This is a genomic window from Kitasatospora sp. NPDC056138 (assembly GCF_042264695.1).
Classification (GTDB): Bacteria; Actinomycetota; Actinomycetes; order Streptomycetales; family Streptomycetaceae; genus Kitasatospora.
Genome location: NZ_JBHJVK010000070.1, coordinates 16952 through 36966, shown reverse-complemented (window position 1 = coordinate 36966; position 20015 = coordinate 16952). Strand labels below are relative to the sequence as shown.

General features: G+C 72.1%; 15 protein-coding genes and 1 pseudogene. 5 read left to right on the top strand and 11 right to left on the bottom strand.

Going from position 1 to position 20015, the window contains the following annotated elements:
- Position 1 precedes the first annotated feature (1 nt).
- Complete coding sequence (locus tag ACFC1R_RS31460) at positions 2-478, bottom strand: DUF948 domain-containing protein (protein WP_375944433.1); 477 nt, start codon at positions 476-478, stop codon at positions 2-4.
- Positions 479-796: 318 nt separating this feature from the next.
- Here ACFC1R_RS31460 and ACFC1R_RS31455 point away from each other — a divergent pair, with 318 nt between their 5' ends.
- The gene (locus ACFC1R_RS31455) at positions 797-3031 is read left to right on the top strand and encodes a regulator (RefSeq protein ID WP_375944431.1); all 2235 of its coding nucleotides are present in this window, start codon (positions 797-799) and stop codon (positions 3029-3031) included.
- Between the two features lie 78 nt (positions 3032-3109).
- On the opposite strand, the gene rpsD is transcribed toward ACFC1R_RS31455, so the two are convergent.
- Both rpsD and ACFC1R_RS31445 read right to left on the bottom strand, forming a co-directional pair.
- Positions 3110-3724 (bottom strand): 30S ribosomal protein S4, encoded by a 615-nt coding sequence (rpsD, locus tag ACFC1R_RS31450; RefSeq protein ID WP_045303841.1) that lies wholly within the window; start codon positions 3722-3724, stop codon positions 3110-3112.
- A gap of 358 nt (positions 3725-4082) precedes the next feature.
- Positions 4083-5432 carry a replication-associated recombination protein A gene (locus ACFC1R_RS31445; protein WP_375944429.1) on the bottom strand — a complete coding sequence of 450 codons (1350 nt, stop codon included), beginning with the start codon at positions 5430-5432 and terminating at the stop codon, positions 4083-4085.
- Positions 5433-5548: 116 nt separating this feature from the next.
- Between ACFC1R_RS31445 and ACFC1R_RS31440 the strand changes: the two genes are divergently transcribed.
- Positions 5549-6049: a VOC family protein gene (locus ACFC1R_RS31440; RefSeq protein WP_375944427.1), complete on the top strand. Its 501-nt coding sequence runs from the start codon at positions 5549-5551 to the stop codon at positions 6047-6049.
- Positions 6050-6166: 117 nt separating this feature from the next.
- Here ACFC1R_RS31440 and ppk2 read toward each other — a convergent pair.
- A pseudogene (gene ppk2 / locus ACFC1R_RS31435) lies at positions 6167-6964 on the bottom strand (polyphosphate kinase 2); the annotation flags it as partial.
- A 608-nt stretch (positions 6965-7572) separates the two neighbouring features.
- On the opposite strand from ppk2, the gene ACFC1R_RS31430 reads away from it, so the two are divergent.
- Positions 7573-8466 carry a LysR family transcriptional regulator gene (locus ACFC1R_RS31430; RefSeq protein WP_375944425.1) on the top strand — a complete coding sequence of 298 codons (894 nt, stop codon included), beginning with the start codon at positions 7573-7575 and terminating at the stop codon, positions 8464-8466.
- A gap of 163 nt (positions 8467-8629) precedes the next feature.
- Here ACFC1R_RS31430 and ACFC1R_RS31425 read toward each other — a convergent pair whose 3' ends face one another.
- From ACFC1R_RS31425 to ACFC1R_RS31410, 4 genes are all read right to left on the bottom strand, one after another.
- Entirely contained in the window at positions 8630-9085 is a 456-nt protein-coding gene (locus tag ACFC1R_RS31425; protein WP_375944423.1) for a GNAT family N-acetyltransferase, read from the bottom strand.
- Between the two features lie 169 nt (positions 9086-9254).
- Complete coding sequence (aspS, locus tag ACFC1R_RS31420) at positions 9255-11063, bottom strand: aspartate--tRNA ligase (RefSeq protein ID WP_375944421.1); 1809 nt, start codon at positions 11061-11063, stop codon at positions 9255-9257.
- The gene (hisS, locus tag ACFC1R_RS31415) at positions 11060-12322 is read right to left on the bottom strand and encodes a histidine--tRNA ligase (protein WP_375944419.1); all 1263 of its coding nucleotides are present in this window, start codon (positions 12320-12322) and stop codon (positions 11060-11062) included. Before hisS ends, aspS begins: the two co-directional genes overlap by 4 nt.
- A gap of 11 nt (positions 12323-12333) precedes the next feature.
- A complete protein-coding gene (locus tag ACFC1R_RS31410; RefSeq protein ID WP_375944417.1) occupies positions 12334-13050 on the bottom strand; it encodes an MBL fold metallo-hydrolase in 717 nt (238 codons plus the stop codon).
- 277 nt (positions 13051-13327) lie between these two features.
- On the opposite strand from ACFC1R_RS31410, the gene ACFC1R_RS31405 reads away from it, so the two are divergent.
- Positions 13328-14140 (top strand): peptidylprolyl isomerase, encoded by an 813-nt coding sequence (locus ACFC1R_RS31405; RefSeq protein ID WP_375944415.1) that lies wholly within the window; start codon positions 13328-13330, stop codon positions 14138-14140.
- A 263-nt stretch (positions 14141-14403) separates the two neighbouring features.
- Positions 14404-15633, top strand: coding sequence for a DUF349 domain-containing protein (locus ACFC1R_RS31400; RefSeq protein WP_375944413.1), 1230 nt, complete (start codon positions 14404-14406; stop codon positions 15631-15633).
- A gap of 229 nt (positions 15634-15862) precedes the next feature.
- On the opposite strand, the gene ACFC1R_RS31395 is transcribed toward ACFC1R_RS31400, so the two are convergent.
- The 3 genes from ACFC1R_RS31395 to ACFC1R_RS31385 form a co-directional block, all read right to left on the bottom strand.
- A complete protein-coding gene (locus ACFC1R_RS31395) occupies positions 15863-16645 on the bottom strand; it encodes a hypothetical protein (RefSeq protein WP_375944411.1) in 783 nt (260 codons plus the stop codon).
- An 85-nt stretch (positions 16646-16730) separates the two neighbouring features.
- The gene (locus tag ACFC1R_RS31390; protein ID WP_375944409.1) at positions 16731-19142 is read right to left on the bottom strand and encodes a RelA/SpoT family protein; all 2412 of its coding nucleotides are present in this window, start codon (positions 19140-19142) and stop codon (positions 16731-16733) included.
- Between the two features lie 310 nt (positions 19143-19452).
- Positions 19453-20004 (bottom strand): adenine phosphoribosyltransferase, encoded by a 552-nt coding sequence (locus tag ACFC1R_RS31385; RefSeq protein ID WP_375944407.1) that lies wholly within the window; start codon positions 20002-20004, stop codon positions 19453-19455.
- Positions 20005-20015: the final 11 nt, after the last annotated feature.

Sequence of the window (20015 nt, the reverse complement as noted above, 5' to 3'; positions counted from 1 at the left end):
GTCAGCCCCTCACGGCTCGCCGGACACGGGAGAGCAGACCGTTGCGCGGCGCGGTGGCCGCCCGGACCTCGGCCCGGATCAGCCGGGCCAGCTCCTCGCGCTCGCTCGCCTGCTGCGGGACCGTCGCACCGGCCTGCCGGCGGTTGACCGCCTTGCGGACGCCGTAGCTGAACGCGGCGACCTTGACCAGCGGGCCGCCGATGGTGGCGGCGACGGTGGAGGAGAGCGCGTTCGCGTTGGCCGCGGCGTCCTGGACGTTCGCGGTGATCTCGTCGACCCGGTCCAGCTGCTCGTTGGCGCTGCGGACGGCCGCGCCCGCGTCCACCAGCAGCGGCACGGCCTGCTCGGTCACCGCGGAGACCAGGACGGTGGCCTCCTTCAGCACCCGGGAGAGCCGGACCAGCACGACCGCGAGCAGGGTGACCAGGACCGCCCAGAACACGGCCACCAGCAGGCCGGCCAGCTCTCCCACGGACACCTTGCGCGCTCCCTCGCCTTGCAACTTCCTCAGAGGGGAACCCTACCGTGACCAGGTGCACTTTCCCGACCGGATTCCCCGTCCGGCGGATCTTGCCCACGGGAAGGGCTCCGGGGCGGGACGGAGCACCGGGGCACCGCGGCCCTTGCGGCCCCTCGCGGGGCGCGCGGTGCCCACCGGGCGCCGGTGAGCGCGTCGCCTGCCGCCGTGCGCGCGGCGGCCGCACCCCTGGCCGTCGACTCCGTGCCCAGCCCCCGTGACCTCCCCGTCGGCCGGGTCGTTGTCGCCTTCGATACACGTCCGGAACGGGGGCAGGCGATGGAGAACGAACCAGGGACACCGGGCAGAGCCGCACTGCACGGGCCACCGGCCCGCCACCTCCCGGCCGAGCTGACCAGCTTCATCGGCCGGGCCACCGAACTCGCCGAAGTGGCACGCCTGTTGGAGTTCGCCCGGCTGGTCACCGTCACCGGCCCCGGCGGCGTCGGCAAGAGCAGGCTGGCGCTGCGCGCCGCCACCCTGGCCGAGGCGGCGGGCGGCTTCGCGGACGGCATCCGGCTGGTCGAGGTCTCCGGGGTGCAGGACCCGGAGCTGCTCGGGCACGCCGTCCTGGAGGCACTGCGCCTGACCGACTCCACGGCCCGGCCGCCGGTCGACGTCCTGACCGAGCAGTTGGCCGACCGCGAGCTGCTGCTGGTGCTGGACGGCTGCGAGCACCTGGTGGCGGCCTGCGCCGAGCTGGTGGACGCGCTGCTGCGGGCGGCCCCTCGGCTCCGGGTGCTGTCCACCAGCCGGGAGTCGCTGCGGAGCCCGGCCGAGCACCTGCTGCCGGTCGCCCCGCTGTCGGTGACCGCCGTGCCCGGCGCCACCGCGGACGCCGTGCGCCTGTTCGCCGACCGGGCGGCGGCCGTGCTGCCGGGGTTCCGCCTGGACGAGCACAACGCCGAGGAGATCGCGCTACTCTGCCGCCGCCTGGACGGCATCCCGCTGGCCGTCGAACTGGCGGCCGGGCGGCTGCGGGCGCTCTCGGTGGAGCAGATCGCGCTGCGCCTGGACGACCGCTTCCGCCTGCTCACCGGGGGTGCGCGCGGTGCGCTGCTGCGCCACCAGACCCTCCGCACCACGATCGGCTGGAGTCACGAGCTCTGCACTTTGCAGGAACGTTTACTCTGGGCGCGCCTCTCGGTCTTCGCGGGCAGCTTCGATCTGGAGGCGGCCGAGTACGTCTGCGCCGGCGGCGCGATCGAGGCCGACCAGGTCCTCGACCTGCTGGACCAGCTGGTCGCCAAGTCCGTCGTGCTGCGGGTGGCGGAGCCCGTCGGCCGGCCGGCCGGGAGGGAGGCCGGGAGGTCGGGTCGGGGCAGCGGCGGCGTCCGGTTCCGGATGCTCGACACGCTCTGCGAGTACGGCGGCCAGTGGCTCCGCACCACCGGGGACGAACTGCGGCTGCGCCGCCGCCACCGGGACTGGTACCTGGGCCTGGCCACCTGGGGCGAGGCCGAGTGGTTCGGCCCCCGGCAGGCCGAGACCGCCGAGCGGACCAGCCTGGCGCACCCCAACCTCCGCGCGGCGCTGGAGTTCTGCCTGACCGAGCCGGGTGAGGAGCAGCTGGCCCTGGTACTGGCCGGGACGCTCTGGTTCTTCTGGGTCGGCTCGGGCCACCTCGGCGAGGGCCGGCACTGGCTGGACCGTTCGCTGGCGCTGGCCCCCGAACCCACCGAGGCCCGCGCCAAGGCGCTCTGGGTGACCGGCTACATGGCCACCCTCCAGGGTGATCTCGCCAGCGCCGGGCCGGTGCTGGAGGAGTGCCGCCGCCAGGCGGTGGCGACCGGGGACGACCGGGCACTGGCCTACGCGGTGCACCGGCAGGGCTGCGCGGCGCTGATCGGCGACGAACCCGCCCGCGCCGCCGTGCTGTTCGAGGAGGCGCTCTGGCACTACAACACGATCGGCGAGCTCAACTGCAACGTGCTGATGGCGATGTTCGAGCTCGGCATCGCCCACCTGTTCCAGGGTGAGACGGAGACCGGCAACCTCTGGCTGGACCGGGTCCGCGGGATCTGCGAGGCGCACGGCGAGAAGTGGGCGTACGCGTACGCGCTGTTCGCCCTCGCGTACTCCGACTGGGCCGCCGGAGAGCTGCGGACGGCCCGCGCCCGCGCCCGCGAGTGCGTGCGGCTGAACCATCTCTTCCGCGACCTGCTGGGGATCGTGCTGGCGATGGACGTGCTGGCGGTGCTGGAGACCGAGGGCCCGGACTCGGACCTGTTCGAGGCACGGGTGCTGCAGGGTGCGGCACACCGGATGTGGCAGGCGGTCGGTACGCCGTTCTTCGGCTCGCGGATCTTCAACGGGCCCTACCGGGAGTGCGAGGCACGGGCCAGGGCAGGACTGACCGAGCAGGAGTTCGACGAGGCGTTCGAGCTGGGTGCCGCACTGGACCTGGACGCGGCGGTCCGCCGGGCGCTGGGCGGCGAACTGCCCGGTCCGCCGGGCGACGGCGGCCTGCCGGGCCCGCGCCCGGCGCAGCCCTCCCCGGTGCCCGCTCGCTGACGGCGGCCGGCCGCCGGAAAAGGACCGAGCCCCCACCGCCCGGAGGCGGTGGGGGCTCGGTGCGGTACCGCTCGCGGGTCAGCGCGAGTAGTACTCGACGACCAGCTGCTCGTCGCAGACCACGGGGACCTCACGACGCTGCGGGGCGCGGTCCAGGCGGAAGGCCAGGGCCTTGAGGTTGACCTCGAGGTACTTCGGGGTCTGACCCTCACCCGCGTTGCCACCCTCACGGGCGATCTCGAACGGGGTCTTCGCCTTGCTGCGCTCGCGCACGGTGACGACGTAGCCCGGCTTCATCTGGAACGACGGCTTGTTGACCTTGCCGCCGTTGACCTCGATGTGGCCGTGCACGACCATCTGACGGGCCTGGTAGATGGTGCGGGCGATGCCCGAACGCAGGACCAGGGCGTCGAGACGGGTCTCCAGCTCGGCGATGAGCGCCTCACCGGTCTTGCCCTCGACCTTCTTCGCGCGGTCGAAGGCGCGGGCCAGCTGCTTCTCGCTGAGGTCGTACTGGGCGCGCAGACGCTGCTTCTCGGTCAGACGGACCTTGTAGTCAGAGTTCTGCTTGCGGCCACGGCCGTGCTGGCCGGGCGGGTACGGGCGGGCCTCGAAGTACTTGACGGACTTCGGGGTCAGCGGAATGCCCAGCGCACGGGCAATCTTGACCTTGGGGCGCTTCTGGTTCGCCATGAACCAAACCTCTCTTGCTTTACGAATACGGCTTCACCAGGTGTTGACGGAGGTTGCTCCTCGCGACCCGGAGAAAAACCGTCCGAGGACGGTCAGCCGCTCTCCGGAGCCGGGCACGAATGTGCTTGCACACGCACCGCCCACCGCCACCGGGGTGATGGGCTGCCCGCGACACCGAAACCGGTGCGCAACGCTCCTGAAGCCCCCGAGGGGAGCTTCGGGCCACTGTCCCGCTGGTGCGGCCGGTCAGTCGGACTCGCATCCGCTGCCGTACCCGGAACATGGCACTTCGACCGAGTATACCGTCGATCACCCACCCGGCCGACCACAGCGCCCGACCGCAGCGCCCGGCCCCGGCTCACTCCCCCTTGAGCCTGCCCCTGGTCCACTCGACGATGTCCGCGTAGCGGGCCTCACCGCCGTGCCGGGTCGGGTGGTAGTACGCCCTGCCGTGCACCGAGTCCGGCGCGTACTGCTGCGCGGCGATGCCGCCGGGCAGGTCGTGCGGGTACTGGTAGCCCTGGCCGTGGCCGAGCTTGCCCGCGCCGCCGTAGTGCGCGTCCCGCAGGTGCGGCGGGACGGCGCCCGCCAGCCCCTGCCGCACGTCGGCCAGGGCGGCGTCGATCGCCAGGTACGCGGCATTGGACTTGGGCGCCAGCGCCAGCGCGATGGCCGCCTGGGAGAGGATGATCCTCGCCTCGGGGAAGCCGATCAGCGCGACCGCCTGGGCGGCGGCGACCGCGGTGGGCAGCGCGGTCGGGTCGGCCAGGCCGATGTCCTCGCTGGCGGAGATCATCAGCCGGCGGGCGATGAAGCGCGGGTCCTCGCCGGCCTCGATCATCCGGGCCAGGTAGTGCAGCGTGGCGTCCACGTCGCTGCCCCGGATCGACTTGATCAGGGCGCTGGCGACGTCGTAGTGCTGGTCGCCGTCCTTGTCGTAGCGGACGGCGGCCTGGTTGACGGCCGTCTCGGTGGTGGCGAGGGTGAGCGTCTCCTCGTTCTTCTCCAGCGCCGCACCGGCCGCCGCCTCCAGGGTGGTGAGCGCCCGGCGGGCGTCTCCCCCGGCCAGGCGGACCAGGTGGTCCTCGGCCTCGGCGCTCAGCTCGACGCTGCCCGCGAGCCCGCGCTCGTCCGCCACCGCCCGGTGCAGCAGGGCGCGGATGTCCTCGTCGGTGAGCGACTCGAGGGTGAGCAGCAGCGAGCGGGAGAGCAACGGGGAGATCACCGAGAAGTAGGGGTTCTCGGTGGTGGCGGCGATCAGGGTGACCCAGCGGTTCTCCACCGCGGGCAGCAGGGAGTCCTGCTGGGCCTTGGAGAAGCGGTGGATCTCGTCCAGGAACAGCACCGTCTCCCGGCCGCTCATGCCGACGGCCCGGCGGGCGCCGTCGATGACCGCGCGGACCTCCTTGACCCCGGCGGTGATCGCGGAGAGTTCGACGAAGCGGCCCTCGACGGCCTGGCTGATGACGTGGGCCAGGGTGGTCTTGCCGGTGCCGGGCGGACCCCAGAGGATCACCGAGCTGGTCGCGGCGGGACCCCGCGAGCCGGAGACCAGGCGGCGCAGCGGCGATCCGGGCTTGAGCAGCTGCCGCTGCCCGGCCACCTCGTCGAGGGTGCGCGGGCGCATCCGTACGGCGAGCGGGGCCCGCCCCGGCTCCTTGGCCTGGCGTTCCTCGGCGGCGGCGGTGAAGAGGTCCGGTTCGTCCACGCGTGAAGCCTATGCGAGTGCGCCGACAGGATCGGCAGAACGTTTTAGTTCGAATTTGAACCTGATCGGCGTACGCTGGGCCCCGCCAACCGCACGAACCGCCCGGGAGCCCCACCATGCCTGTCCGCCGCCTCAACCACGCGGTGCTCTGGATCCGCGACCTCGACCGCTCGGTCGAGTTCTACACCGCCGTCTTCGGCTTCCGGCTCGACCACCTGGCAGCCGGCCGGGCCGCCTTCCTCAGCGCACCCGACAGCCTCAACGACCACGACCTGGGCCTGTTCGCGATCGGCGCGGACGCCCCCGGACCCGAACAGGGCAGAGTCGGGCTCTACCACCTGGCCTGGGAGGTCGGCACGCTCGGCGAACTGGCCGAGATCGGCACCCGGCTGCACGAGCGCGGCGCCCTGGTCGGCGCGACCGACCACCTGGTGTCCAAGTCGTTCTACGCCAAGGACCCGGACGGCAACGAGTTCGAGCTGATGTGGCGCGTCCCCCGCGAGGACTGGCCGGGCGAGGGCTCCGGCCTGCGCCCCGGGCCGCTCGACCTGGAGGAGTCCCTGGAGCGCTGGGGCCCCGACCTGGCCACCGGCGCGGCGGCGGGGCAGCCCACCTGACGGCTACCTCTTCCCGCGGTCCTTCCTCCGGCCCTTCCTCCCGTCCTTCCGGTCCTTCCGGTCCTTCTGCTCCTTCGACGGGCGCTTCGCCGAGCTCTCCGCCGGGGCGGACCGCTCCAGCCTCGCCGCGTGGTCCGGCACGTACTTCTGCAGATCGCGCGGCGGCCGCTGGTACCCCTTGGACGGCGGCCTGGCGGGCAGCTCGACCTCCGGCCGGTCGACCTCCCGGTACGGGACGCTGGAGAGCAGGTGGGCGATCATGTTGATCCGGGCCCGCCGCTTGTCGTCGCTCTCCACCACGTTCCAGGGCGACTCGGGGATGTCGGTGTAGACGAACATCTCGTCCTTGGCCCGGGAGTACTCCTCCCAGCGGGTGATCGACTCGGTGTCCATCGGCGACAGCTTCCACTGCCGCATGGGGTCCTCCAGGCGCGAGCGGAACCGCCGCTCCTGCTCCTCCAGGCTGACCGAGAACCAGTACTTGCGGAGCAGGACGCCCGCCTCGATCAGCATCCGCTCGAAGGTCGGGCACTGGTGCAGGAACTGCCAGTACTGCTCGTCGGTGCAGAAGCCCATCACCTTCTCCACCCCGGCCCGGTTGTACCAGCTGCGGTCGAAGAGCACGATCTCGCCCGCCGCCGGCAGCTGCTCCACGTACCGCTGGAAGTACCACTGGCCGCGCTGACGCTCGGTCGGCGCGGGGAGGGCCGCGATCCGGGCGACGCGTGGGTTCAGGTACTCCGTCACCCGCTTGATCGCCCCGCCCTTGCCCGCCGCGTCCCGCCCCTCGAAGACCACCACCAGCCGGACGCCCTCGGCCCGCACCCAGCCCTGGAGCTTCACCAACTCGCTCTGCAGTCGCAGGAGTTCCTTCTCGTACGGCTTCCTGGGAAGCCGCCCGGATGCCGCCGCCACTGTGCCCTCCGCTCGCCGGATGCCGATAGGCACTCACGCTACGGGCGATCCGCCCCACCCGCAGGTCATGGCCGCCGGGCGGCCCTCGACCGGGACCGTACCCGCCGCGACGGCTGCAGAAGCCCCGGGAGCGCGGCCGCGGGCCGGGGCGATGGCCGGGGGCAATGGTCAGGACCACCGGGGCGCGGCCCGGCCGGGATTCACGGAGCGGTTCACGCCAGGGTGCGCTGCCGCCGCGCGATGGCAGCGGCGATCCGGCGGCAGGGCACCGAACGCGGCGGGCCGGTCGGCGGCCGCGGTTCCGGACGCACGGCCTGGCAGGTCCTCGGACCGGTCCGGGTGCTGTCCACCGGGCCGGCGGCTTCCCTCGGGTCGGCCTGAAGTCACCTGGTGCGCAGGCGGGTTGTGGAAGCGAATGCCCGGCAGGCGGCCCTTGGGGAGCAGCCGGCCACCCCTCAGGGCACGTCAGAGCACGCACCAGGGCACACCGAGGCCAGGCGACGGGACCGGCAGCCCCCTGCACTGCCGGTACCGACCCGCCTGGCGGGTGATCAACTCTGCCCTGCCCCGCCGCCGAGGTCCAATAGCCCCCTCCATAACCTTGGGGCATGGATATCGACACCCGGTTGCTGCGCTACTTCGCCACCGTCTGCGAAGAGGGTCAGCTCACCGCCGCGGCGGGCCGGCTGTTCGTCTCCCAGCCCACCCTGACCAAGCAGATCCGCCGACTGGAGAGCCAGCTCGGCGTCACCCTGTTCCGGCGCTCCCGGGACGGTGTGACGCCCACGGCGGCCGGGCTCGCGCTGGCCGCCCACACCGCGACGCTGCTGGAGAGCTGGGAGGTGGCGCTGCGGGCCACCCGGCAGGCGGAGGCGGCGGGCGGCACGCTGCGGGTCGGCTTCGAGGGCAGCACCATCAATCTCGTGGGGCTGCCCACCATCGCGGAGTTCGGCCGCCTGATGCCCGGCTGGCAGGTCCGGATGCGCCAGAACAACTGGTTCGACCCCACCTCGGGACTCGCCTCCGGCGAGATCGACCTGGCGCTCTGGCACGCCCCCGCCGGGCTCGCCCGGGAGTTCGCGACCGCCCGGCTGGGCACGGAGGAGCGCTGGGCGGCACTCTCGGTCGAACACCCGCTGACCGCCCACGAGACGCTGGACTTCGCCGACCTGCTGGACGAGCCCTTCGTGGCGATCCCGCAGGAGGCCGGAGCCTGGCGGGACTACTGGCTCGGCACGGAGGAGCGCGGCGGCAGAGCGGCCAGGATCGCCACCGTGGCGCACAACGCGGACGAGTGGCTGGCTGCGGTGGCCTGCGGGCAGGGCATCGGCCTCGCCCCCGAGTCGATGCGACGGCTGGCCCCGCGCCCGGACGTGGCGTTCCGCCCGGTCCGCGGGCTGAGCCCGAGCCAGGTCGGCCTGTACTGGCTCCGCGACCAGCCGGTGACCCCCGCGATGGTGGCCTTCATCCGCAGCTGCCGGGAGACCGTCGAGATCGGGTGAGCCGGGCGCGGCGGGGCGGGGCGGGCGGAGGAGCCCGGGGCGCCGGGGCCCAGTGGCAGGCCCCCGGAGCCGGGGAACCGCCCGCCGGACCCGCCTGTGGAGCCGTACGGGCAGCCGCCGCCACCGGGGCCGCACCGCGACCCCGGCCGGTCCCCGAGGGGGATCAGACTCCGTCGAACGGCGTCGGGTAGCGGCACAGGCCGCGCGGGCGGCCGTCGTAGGCGCTGAGCGGCAGGGCCTGGAAGTAGTCGTCGCGCACCGGGAACGGTCCGGTGATCTCGTGCCGGGAGGCGGGGGTGAAGCCGAAGTGCCCGTAGTAGCCGGGGTCGCCGAGGACCACCACCAGCTGCTCCCCCGCCGCCTCCGCCGCGTCCAGCGCGGCGCGGACCACGAGCCGGCCGATGCCCTTGCGCTGCCACTCCGGCGCGACCGCGACCGGGGCCAGCGCCAGGCCCTCGCCGTGGCCGATCCGAAGGCGCGTCAACAGGGCGTGCGCGACGACCAGTTCGCGGTTCTCCAGGTCCGTGACGGCGACCACGGAGAGCTCGTCCCGCCAGGACGGGTCGCGGCGCAACGCGTCCACCAGGTCGGCCTCGTCCGGCCCCGGGAAAGCGGCCATGTGCACCCGTCTGGTCGCCGGGGCATCCGATGGCTGCTCAACTCTGGTACGTACGGTCATGGTTGGTCCTTCGCGAGTCGCACTCCGTTGTGGGCCACTGTGGACCGGCCCCGGTCCGGTGTCGTCACACCGGGCCGGGGCCGTGGAGGGTCATGCTACTGACGCAGGGTCAGCCTTCGCTGGGAGCCTCTTTCCTGGCCTCCTCGCGAACCTTCGCCTCCCCCGCGGCCTTCGGCTGCGCGTCCACGCCCGCCTCGCGGCGCTGGGCCGGGGTGATCGGGGTCGGGGCGCCGGTCAGCGGGTCGCCGCCGGTGGAGGTCTTCGGGAAGGCGATCACGTCGCGGATGGTGTCGTACCCGCCGAGCAGGGTGACGATCCGGTCCAGGCCGAAGGCGACGCCACCGTGCGGCGGCGGGCCGTAGTTGAAGGCGTCCAGCAGGAAGCCGAACTGCGAGCTCGCCTCCTCCTCGGAGAGCCCGATCGCGTCGAAGGCGCGCTTCTGCACGTCCCGCTGGTGGATACGGATCGAACCGCCGCCCAGCTCCGAGCCGTTGAGCACCAGGTCGTACGCGTTGGAGAGCGCGGCGCCCGGGTCGGTGTCGAAGGTGGCGAGCGACTCGGCGGTCGGCGCGGTGAACGGGTGGTGCACCGCGTGCCAGCCCTGGAACTCGCCCTTGTCGTCCTCGATCGGCTCGAACATCGGGAAGTCGACCACCCAGAGGAAGGCCCACTTCGACTCGTCGATCAGGTTGCAGCGGCGGCCGATCTCCAGGCGGGCGGCACCGAGCAGCTCCTGCGACGGCGCCTTCTTGCCGGCCGCGAAGAAGACCGCGTCGCCCGGCTTGGCACCCGCGGCGGCGGCGAGGCCGGCCAGGTGCTCCTCGGAGAGGTTCTTGGCGACCGGGCCGCGCAGCTCGCCGGTCTCGGCGTCCACCAGCACGTACGCCAGACCGCGGGCGCCGCGCGCCTTGGCCCAGTCCTGCCAGGCGTCCAGCTGCTTGCGCGGCTGCGAGGCGCCGCCGGGCATGACCACCGCACCGACGTACGGCGCCTGGAACACCCGGAACGCGGTGCCCTTGAAGTACTCGGTGAGGTCGGTCAGCTCCTGGCCGAAGCGGACGTCCGGCTTGTCGGAGCCGTAGCGGGACATGGCGTCCGCGTAGGTCATCCGGGGCAGCGGGTTGGGGACCTCGTAGCCGTGCACCTCGCGCCAGATGGCACCGATGATCTTCTCGCCGAGGGCCAGGATGTCCTCCTGGTCCACGAAGGACGCCTCGATGTCCAGCTGGGTGAACTCCGGCTGCCGGTCGGCGCGGAAGTCCTCGTCGCGGAAGCAGCGGGCGATCTGGTAGTAGCGCTCCATGCCGGCCACCATCAGCAGCTGCTTGAACAGCTGGGGCGACTGCGGCAGCGCGTACCAGTGGCCGGGCTGCAGGCGGACCGGGACGAGGAAGTCTCGGGCGCCCTCGGGGGTGGAGCGGGTGAGGTACGGCGTCTCGATGTCGAGGAAGTCGTTCTCCTCCATCACCCGGCGGATGATGTTGTTGACCTTGGAGCGCAGGCGCAGGCCCTTGGCCGGGCCCTCACGGCGGAGGTCCAGGTAGCGGTAGCGCAGGCGCACCTCCTCGTTCACCGTGCCGGGCTCGTACTCGGCGACCGGGAACGGCAGCGGGGCGGCCTCGGAGAGCACCTCGATCTCGCTGACCACGACCTCGACCCGGCCAGTCGGGATCTCCGGGTTCTCGTTGCCCTCGGGGCGGACCCGGACCTCACCGACCACCTTGACGCAGTACTCGGCGCGCAGGCCGTGCACCGAGTCGAGGTCGCGGACCACGATCTGCACGGTGCCGGAGGCGTCGCGCAGGTCGATGAACGCGACACCGCCGTGGTCACGGCGGCGGGCGACCCAGCCGGCCAGGGTGATGGTCGCTCCGGCGTGCTCCGCGCGGAGCGTGCCCGCGTCGTGCGTGCGGATCACAGCTGCTTCTCCTTCAGGGTGGATACGAGTGCTTCGAGGGCGACCGGGGTCTGCTCGCCGGTGGTCATGTCCTTGAGCTGGACGACACCGTCGGCGAGGTCACGGTCCCCGGCCACCAGCGCGAAGCGGGCGCCGGAACGGTCGGCGGACTTCATGGCGTTCTTGATGCCCTTGACGCCGAAGGCGAGGTCGGTGGCGACGCCGGCCCGGCGCAGCTCGACCACCTTGGCGAAGAGCACGTTCTTGGCCTCCTCGCCGAGCGCCACGGCGTAGACCGAGGTGCTGGCGGGCAGGTCGAGGACGACGCCCTCGGCCTCCATGGCGAGGTAGGTGCGGTCCACCCCGAGCGCCCAGCCGACGGACGGCAGCGCGGGGCCGCCGATCATCTCGGACAGGCCGTCGTACCGGCCGCCGCCGCCGATCGCGGACTGGGCGCCGAGGCCGTTGTGCGCGAACTCGAAGGTGGTGCGGGTGTAGTAGTCCAGGCCGCGGACCAGCTTGGGGTCGTCCGTGAAGGCCACGCCGTTGGCGGTGAGCAGCGCGCGGACCTGCTCGTCGTACGCCTTGCACTCCTCGCACAGGTAGTCGCGCAGCAGCGGCGCGCCGCCGAGCTGGGCCTGCACGGACTCGCGCTTGTCGTCCAGCACGCGCAGCGGGTTGATCTCGGCGCGGCGGCGGGTGTCCTCGTCCAGGTCGAGACCGGCCAGGAACTCCTGCAGGGCGGCGCGGTAGACCGGGCGGCACTGCTTGTCGCCGAGGCTGTTGATCAGCAGCGTGTAGTCGCTCAGGCCCAGCGAGCGGAAGGCGTCGTCGGCCAGGATGATCAGCTCGGCGTCCAGCGCCGGGTCCTCGGCGCCGATCGCCTCGGCGCCGACCTGGGCGAACTGGCGGTAGCGGCCGGCCTGCGGGCGCTCGTAGCGGTAGTACGAGCCGGAGTACCAGAGCTTGACCGGCAGGTTGCCGAGCTTGTGCAGGTTGGCCTGGAGGGCGGCGCGGAGCACCGAGGCGGTGCCCTCGGGGCGCAGCGCGAGGTCCTCCTTGCCGCGCTTGGTGAGGGAGAACATCTCCTTGGTGACGATGTCGGTGGACTCGCCGACACCGCGCGAGAAGAGCTTGACGTCCTCGAAGACCGGCGTCTCGATGTAGCCGTACCCGGCCCGGCGCAGCGGCGCGGACAGGCGCTCGCGGATCGCCAGGAAGGTCGCGGAGCTGGGCGGCAGCAGGTCGTAGGTGCCCTTGGGGGCGGTGAAGGTGCTCAACTTCTCTTCCGTCACATTCCTCGTCGCGGGGCGACTGTGTTCTCGGCGGAGCCCGCGCTCTCGGCCGCCTGCCTGAGGTAGGGGTTGGCGGCGCGCTCACGGCCGATGGTGGTCTGGGAGCCGTGGCCGGAGAGGACCACGGTGGCGTCGTCGAGGGGCAGGCAGACCCGGGCCAGCGACCGCATGATCGCTGCGGTGTCACCACCCGGGAGGTCCGTGCGCCCGATGGAGCCGGCGAAGAGCAGGTCACCCGAGAACAGCACCGGAGGGATGTCGTCCTGCGAGGGCGTCCTGAAGGTCACCGACCCCCCGGTATGGCCGGGCGCGTGGTCGACGGTGAGCTCGAGGCCGGCCAGTTCCAGGACACTGCCGTCGGTCAACTCCCGTACGTCGTCCGGCTCGCCGACCGTGATCGAGCCCATCAGCTGCCGACCGAGCGAGCGGCCGAGGGCGCGCTCGGGATCGGCCATCATGTAGCGGTCCTCGGGGTGGATCCAGGCGGGCACGTTCTGCGCGCCGCAGACCGGCACCACCGAGGCGACGTGGTCGATGTGCCCGTGGGTGAGCAGCACGGCGACCGGCTTCAGCCGGTGCTCGCGGATCAAGTCCTCGACACCCTGCGCCGCTTCGTGGCCGGGATCGACGATCACGCACTCCTCACCGGCCGCCGGGGCGACCAGGTAGCAGTTGGTGCCCCAGGCTCCGGCTGGAAATCCGGCGACGAACACGCGCGATCCTCTTGTCTTCGGGTGGCGGTGCCTTCGCTGGTCGTCACCGCTGGTCTCACCGCAGCCTACCGGCGGTACGGCACCGGTTGCGAACCAGATAGCGGTGAGTTGGTCCACGGGCACCCGGGGAAATCGTGACCGTGGACTTTCCCGGTTGATCTCGTACTTACGGACGGGGTCCCTACACTTGGCCGCCAGTGGGTGCGATGATCCGTACCGGAATTCCCGGGGCTCTGGCATCCGACATCAGCAGGCACGACATCAGGAGACACGGCCGGTGGTCAGCAGCGAACAGCGGCGGCGGCAGCTCGCCCGCGAGAAGTACGAGCGGCAGATGGAGCGCCGGGTCGAGGCCCAGCGCAAGGCCAAGCGCCGCAACGCCGTCGTCAGCGCCGCCGTCGTGGCCGTCCTGGTGGTGGCGGGCGGGACCGCCTGGGCGACCGGCGTGTTCGACAAGGACAAGCCCAAGGACGCGACCGCGCAGGCCGCGCCGACCCCGACGGCCGTCACCCCGGTCAAGGGCTGCACCGACCCGGCGCCCGGCAAGCCGAACGGCAAGCAGTGGAAGACCGAGCCGGCCATGTCGGTCGACACCGGCGCCAAGTACACCGCCACGCTGGACACCAGCTGCGGCAAGGTGACCCTCGACCTGGACGCCGCGAAGGCGCCGCACACGGTCAACTCCTTCGCCTTCCTCTCCGGCGAGCACTACTTCGACCACGTCAAGTGCCACCGCCTCACCACCGAGGGCATCTACGTGCTGCAGTGCGGCGACCCGACGGCCAGCGCCACCAACCCCGGCGGATCGGGCGGTCCCGGCTACCAGTTCGCGGACGAGAACCTGACCGGCGCGACCTACCCGGCGGGCACCGTGGCGATGGCCAACGCCGGCCCCGGCACCAACGGCAGCCAGTTCTTCCTGGTCTACAAGGACACCCAGCTGCCCCCCAGCTACACCCCGTTCGGCAAGATCACCGGCGGCCTCGACGTCCTGAACAACATCGCCGCTGGCGGTGTCCAGGGCGGTGGCGGCGACGGCGCCCCGAACGCCAACGTGGTGCTCAACTCGGTGACCACCGTCAAGGGTTGATCCCACCCGGCGCTGCTTCCCGGCCCCGCGCGAGCGGTTCGGGAGGCAGCGCCGCAGGAAATCGCCCGGCCCGGATGCGGACAGCACCGGCGCTGGTCGCCTATGTTGCTGTTGTATAGGGTGCCCTGACCGTCGGCCGTCACCCTCGGCATCGACAACTCGACGGCTCGGACGGCGGACTCCATCGGTCCGCCGCACATCAACTGTGGACGACGTACGCGCACCACATGCCCGTGGGCGCGACGTCATGTGGAGGAGGCGCTGTGAGCAGCGACCCGTGGGGCCGTGTCGACGAGCAGGGGACCGTCTACGTCAGGACGGCCGAGGGCGAACGCGTCGTCGGCTCCTGGCAGGCGGGCTCCCCCGAGGAGGCCCTCGCCTACTTCGAGCGCAAGTACCAGGGCCTGGAGGCCGAGATCGGCCTCCTGGAGCACCGCGTCCGCAAGACCGACCTGGCCGCCAAGGACGCCCAGGTCGCGTTGGACCACCTTCGCGAGCAGGTCACCGAGGCGCACGCGGTCGGCGACCTGGCCTCGCTCGCCCAGCGGCTCGAGACCCTGGCCGGCGAGATCGAGTCCCGGCAGGCGGAGCGCAAGGCGGCCCGTGCCAAGGCCCAGGACGACGCCCGTACGGCCAAGGAGAAGCTGGTCGCCGAGGCCGAGCAGCTGGCCGAGTCCACCCAGTGGCGGGAGGCCGGCGACCGGCTGCGCGCCCTGGTGGACACCTGGAAGGGCCTGCCGCGCCTGGACCGCAAGAGCGACGACGAGCTGTGGCACCGCTTCTCGCACGCCCGCTCGGTGTTCTCCAAGCACCGCAAGGCGCACTTCGCGACCCTGGACGCGGAGCGCGAGACGGCCCGGGCGGCCAAGGAGAAGCTGGTCGCCGAGGCCGAGGCGCTGGCCGCCTCCACCGAGTGGGGCGACACGGCCGCCGCCTACCGCGACCTGATGGCGCAGTGGAAGGCCGCCGGGCGGGCCCAGCGGGACGCCGAGGAAGAGCTGTGGGCCCGGTTCCGGGGCGCGCAGGACGTCTTCTTCCAGGCCCGTGCCGCCGCCTTCAGCGAGCGGGACGCCGAGCAGGGCGAGAACCAGAAGCTGAAGGAGGCCCTGCTGGTCGAGGCCGAGGCGATCCTGCCGATCACCGACCTCAAGGCCGCCAAGGCGGCGCTGCGCGAGATCAGCGAGCGCTGGGAGGCGATCGGCCACGTACCGCGCGACGCCCGGCCGAAGCTGGACGGCCGCCTCAACGCGGTCGAGCGGGCCATCCGCGAGGCCGAGGACGCCGAGTGGCAGCGCTCCAACCCGGAGGCCAAGGCCCGTGCCGCCGGCATGACCGGCCTCCTCCAGGCCGCCGTGGACAAGCTCCAGGCCGACCTGGACAAGGCCCGCGCCGCCGGCAACGCCAACAAGGTCGCCAAACTGGAGTCCGAGCTGGCGGGTCGGCAGGCGCTGCTGGACCAGGCCCAGAAGAGCCTCCAGGAGTTCAGCGGCTGACACCGGGCCCGCCGGGGCACCGGTTCGGCTCCAGGGGCGCGGGCAACCGCGCGACCGGCCCTCTGCGGAGGCGCCCGGTGCGCGCGGTTGCCCGCGCCCCTTGCCGTGCCGCCAGTCTCCGGGGCCCGGGCCCGGCACCCCGCCCCCGCCACGCGGTGGACCGGGCCGGGCGGGCCGGCGGGTCCGCCGCGCAGCGGGTCGGGCCGCTCGGGGCGGGGGCCGGACCGGGTCAGGTCTTGGCCGCCGTGGACTGGCTCGACCCGAACACCTGGACCAGCCGGTTGAGGTCGATGCTCTGGGAGGCTCCGGGGGTGGCACTCTTCACCGGCACGGAGAAGTCCTTGAAGCTGAGCGTCTCGCTGCCGATCCCGCCGGTCCGCTGGAAGTCCAGCGGGTAGGCCCGGCCCTGGGTGGCCACCCAGAGGGTGCCGTGCTCCTGGCCCTTGGTGCCCAGGACCGCCACGGCCGGCCTGCCGTTGCTCGTGCCCACCGAGCCGGTGGTCAGCGAGACCCCCGTGGGCGACATCGAGTCCGCCAGGGCCGACAGGTCGCAGATCGAGGCGAGTTCGAGGAACTGCACGTTGTCACTGGTGGTCCTCAGGTAGCGGTCGCCCACCAGCTGGGCCACCGCCTGCCCGCCGTGGCCCTGCCAGAACGCCTGGTCCGGCTTGACCCAGAGGTCGTTGCCTGCCTTGACCACCTGGAAGTTGCCGAGGAAGCTCTCGCTCACGGAACCGGTGCAGTTGCCGAGCACGTCCATCGACAGGTCGAAGGTGACCAGGTTGACGCCGTCGTCTATCCGTCCGTCGACATGGGCGGAGTGACCGTCCTTGAGCGCCTTGACCGCCGCCAGGACGACGTTCGGGCCGGACAGTTTCTCCACGCCGTTGGGCCCGGAAGCGGTGGACGCCGAGGGTGCGGGGGCTGCAAGAGCCGTACCACCGCCTCCCAGCACGCCCGCCGTCAGAGCGGCACAGGCCAGTGCGGCCACGGTCGTCAGCTTGAGGTTCATGGGGCCTCCTACCACTGGGTTCAGCTCTTCCCAGCCTGTACCGACAGGAGGCCCCGCGCACATCAGGAGCGGGTTCGCGCCCGGATCACTTCCGTCCGGAGGTGACCCGGTACACGTCGTACACGCCCTCGACCCCGCGGACCGCCTTCAGGACGTGCCCCAGGTGCTTCGGGTCGCCCATCTCGAAGGTGAAGCGGCTCATCGCCACCCGGTCCCGGGAGGTCTGGACCGCCGCGGACAGGATGTTGACGTGCTGGTCCGAGAGCACCCGCGTGACGTCCGAGAGCAGCCGGGAGCGGTCCAGCGCCTCGACCTGGATGGCCACCAGGAAGACCGAGGACTGGGTCGCCGCCCACTCGACCTCGATCATGCGCTCCGGCTGCTGGGTCAGCGACTCCACGTTGACGCAGTCCGTGCGGTGCACCGAGACGCCGTTGCCGCGGGTGACGAAGCCGACGATCGGGTCGCCCGGCACCGGGGTGCAGCAGCGGGAGAGCTTGACCCAGACGTCCTCGACGCCCTTGACGATCACTCCGGGGTCGCCCTTGGCCCGGCGCCGCACCGCGCGGCCCTGGCGGGTCGGCGTGGTGGTCTCGGCCAGGTCGTCGGTGGCCTCCTCCTCGCCGCCGAGCGCCTGCACCAGCTTCTGCACGATGTTCTGGGCCGCGACATGGCCCTCGCCGATCGCCGCGTAGAGCGAGGAGATGTCGGGGTAGCGCATCTCGTGCGCCAGCGTGACCAGCGAGTCGCCGGTGAGGATGCGCTGGATCGGCAGGCCCTGCTTGCGCATCGCCCGCGCGATGGCGTCCTTGCCCTGCTCGATCGCCTCCTCGCGGCGCTCCTTGGAGAACCACGCCTTGATCTTGTTCCGGGCGCGCGGCGACTTGACGAAGCTCAGCCAGTCCCGGGACGGTCCAGCGTTCTCCGCCTTGGAGGTGAACACCTCGACGGTGTCGCCGTTCTCCAGGGTGGACTCCAGCGGCACCAGCCGGCCGTTGACCCGCGCCCCTATGCAGCGGCAGCCGACCTCGGTGTGCACCGCGAAGGCGAAGTCCACCGGGGTGGCGCCCGCCGGGAGCGCTATGACGTCGCCCTTCGGCGTGAAGACGAAGACCTCGTTGTTGGAGAGGTCGAACCGGAGCGACTCCAGGAACTCGCTCGGGTCCTCGGTCTCCTTCTGCCAGTCCAGCAGCTGCCGCAGCCAGGCCATCTCGTTGACGGCCCCGGCCTTGTCGTCCTTCCGGACCTGGGTCGGCGTGTCGGTACGGACCTTGGAGGCGCCGGCCACCGCGCGCTGCTTGTACTTCCAGTGCGCGGCGATGCCGTACTCGGCCCGGCGGTGCATGTCGAAGGTGCGGATCTGGAGTTCCACCGGCTTGCCGCCGGGACCGATCACCGTGGTGTGCAGCGACTGGTACATGTTGAACTTCGGCATCGCGATGTAGTCCTTGAACCGCCCCGGCACCGGGTTCCACCGCGCGTGGATGGTGCCCAGCGCCGCGTAGCAGTCGCGGACGGTGTCGACCAGGACCCGGATGCCGACCAGGTCGTAGATCTCGGCGAAGTCGCGGCCCCGCACGATCATCTTCTGGTAGACCGAGTAGTAGTGCTTCGGACGGCCCGTCACCTGCGCGGTGATCCGGGCCCCCTTCAGATCGCCCTGCACCTGGTCGATCACGGTTGCCAGGTACTCGTCCCGCTTGGGGGCGCGCTCCGCCACCAGACGCACGATCTCGTCGTACATCTTGGGGTAGAGGATCGCGAAGGCGAGGTCCTCCAGCTCCCACTTGATGGTGTTCATACCCAGCCGGTGCGCCAGCGGGGCGTAGATCTCCAGGGTCTCGCGGGCCTTCTTCTCCTGCTTCTCCCGCTTGAGGTAGCGCATGGTGCGCATGTTGTGCAGGCGGTCGGCGAGCTTGATCACCAGGACCCTGGGGTCCTTGGCCATCGCCACGACCATCTTGCGCACCGTCTCGGCCTGCGCGGCCTCGCCGAACTTGACCCGGTCCAGCTTGGTGACGCCGTCCACCAGCAGCGCGACCGAGTCGCCGAAGTCGCGGCGCAGCGTCTCCAGGCCGTAGTCGGTGTCCTCGACGGTGTCGTGCAGCAGCCCGGCCATCAGCGTCGGGGCGTCCATGCCCAGCTCGGCCAGGATGGTCGCGACGGCGAGCGGGTGGGTGATGTACGGGTCACCGCTCTTGCGCTTCTGCCCGCGGTGCCACTTCTCGGCCACCACGTACGCGCGTTCGATGTCGCGCAGCAGGGCGGGGTCGGCCTTCGGGTCGTTGGCCTTGATGGTGCGGAACAGCGGCTCCAGCACCGGGTTGAGCACGGTGCTGCGCTGGCCGCCGAGGCGGGCCAGCCGGGCGCGCATGCCGCCGGAGGAGGAGAGCCTCGATGCCGCGGACGGCGCCGGACGTACCGGGGTGGCCCCCGAAGGCGCGGGCCGGTTCTCGGGGGCGGCGGCCTCGGCCGTGGGCTGGGCCTCGTCGGGCAAGGACACTCCTCGGGGCGCGGTGCCTTCCCCTTCGCGCGACCGGGAAGGGGTGAATCTTCATGGTACCGAGCCCGGGACCGCGACGTTCGACCACCCGGTCCCGATCGCGCTTCCTCCCGGTCCACACGGTGCCGGCATCGCCGGGCGGGCCGCCCCGTCCGGTCCGGTGCGGCACCCCGGGAGCGGTGTCCCGGCACCGTCAGCCCGTCCGGGTGGAGCGCCCCGGCGGCCGCCGGACGCCGCGGGGGACGTCCGGAAACGCAGGGGGCGGTGATCACCAGAAGTGATCACCGCCCCTGTGCGGCCTTGCTCAGACCAGGACCAGCGTCTCCAGCGGAGCGCCGTCCAGGTGCGGTATCAGCCGGTCGCGGCCGGGCAGGAAGCCCAGCTCCATCAGCACGACCACGCCGGCCAGTTCGGCACCGGCCCGCCGGACCAGGTCCAGCGAGGCGCCCAGGGTGCCTCCGGTGGCCAGCACGTCGTCCACCACTAGGACCTTCTCGCCCGGGGCGAAGGCGTCGCACTGGACCTCGAGCGTCGCGGAGCCGTACTCCAGCTCGTACGACTGGTCGTACACCGCGCCGGGCAGCTTGCCCTTCTTGCGGACCGGCACGAAGCCGAGCCCGGCCGCGAACGCAGCCGGGGCCGCCAGGACGAACCCCCGCGCCTCCAGGCCGACCACCTTGGTCGCACCGAGTGCCTTCGCCCGGCCGGCCAGCGCCTCGGTGAGGGCCGCGAAGGCCTCGGCGTCGGCCAGCAGCGGGGCGATGTCCTTGAACAGCACACCGGGCTTGGGGTAGTCGGGCACGTCCCGGATCCTGCTGTTCAGCAGCTCGGCAAGGACGGGATCGGCAACGGTCACGGGGGTTCCTC

Bases quoted from the DNA above. Each gene is read 5' to 3' on its own strand.
- ACFC1R_RS31455 (WP_375944431.1), top strand. From the start codon at position 797: ATGGAGAACGAACCAGGGACACCGGGCAGAGCCGCACTGCACGGGCCA.
- rpsD (WP_045303841.1), bottom strand. From the start codon at position 3,724: ATGGCGAACCAGAAGCGCCCCAAGGTCAAGATTGCCCGTGCGCTGGGC.
- ACFC1R_RS31440 (WP_375944427.1), top strand. From the start codon at position 5,549: ATGCCTGTCCGCCGCCTCAACCACGCGGTGCTCTGGATCCGCGACCTC.
- ACFC1R_RS31430 (WP_375944425.1), top strand. From the start codon at position 7,573: ATGGATATCGACACCCGGTTGCTGCGCTACTTCGCCACCGTCTGCGAA.
- ACFC1R_RS31425 (WP_375944423.1), bottom strand. From the start codon at position 9,085: ATGGCCGCTTTCCCGGGGCCGGACGAGGCCGACCTGGTGGACGCGTTG.
- ACFC1R_RS31395 (WP_375944411.1), bottom strand. From the start codon at position 16,645: ATGAACCTCAAGCTGACGACCGTGGCCGCACTGGCCTGTGCCGCTCTG.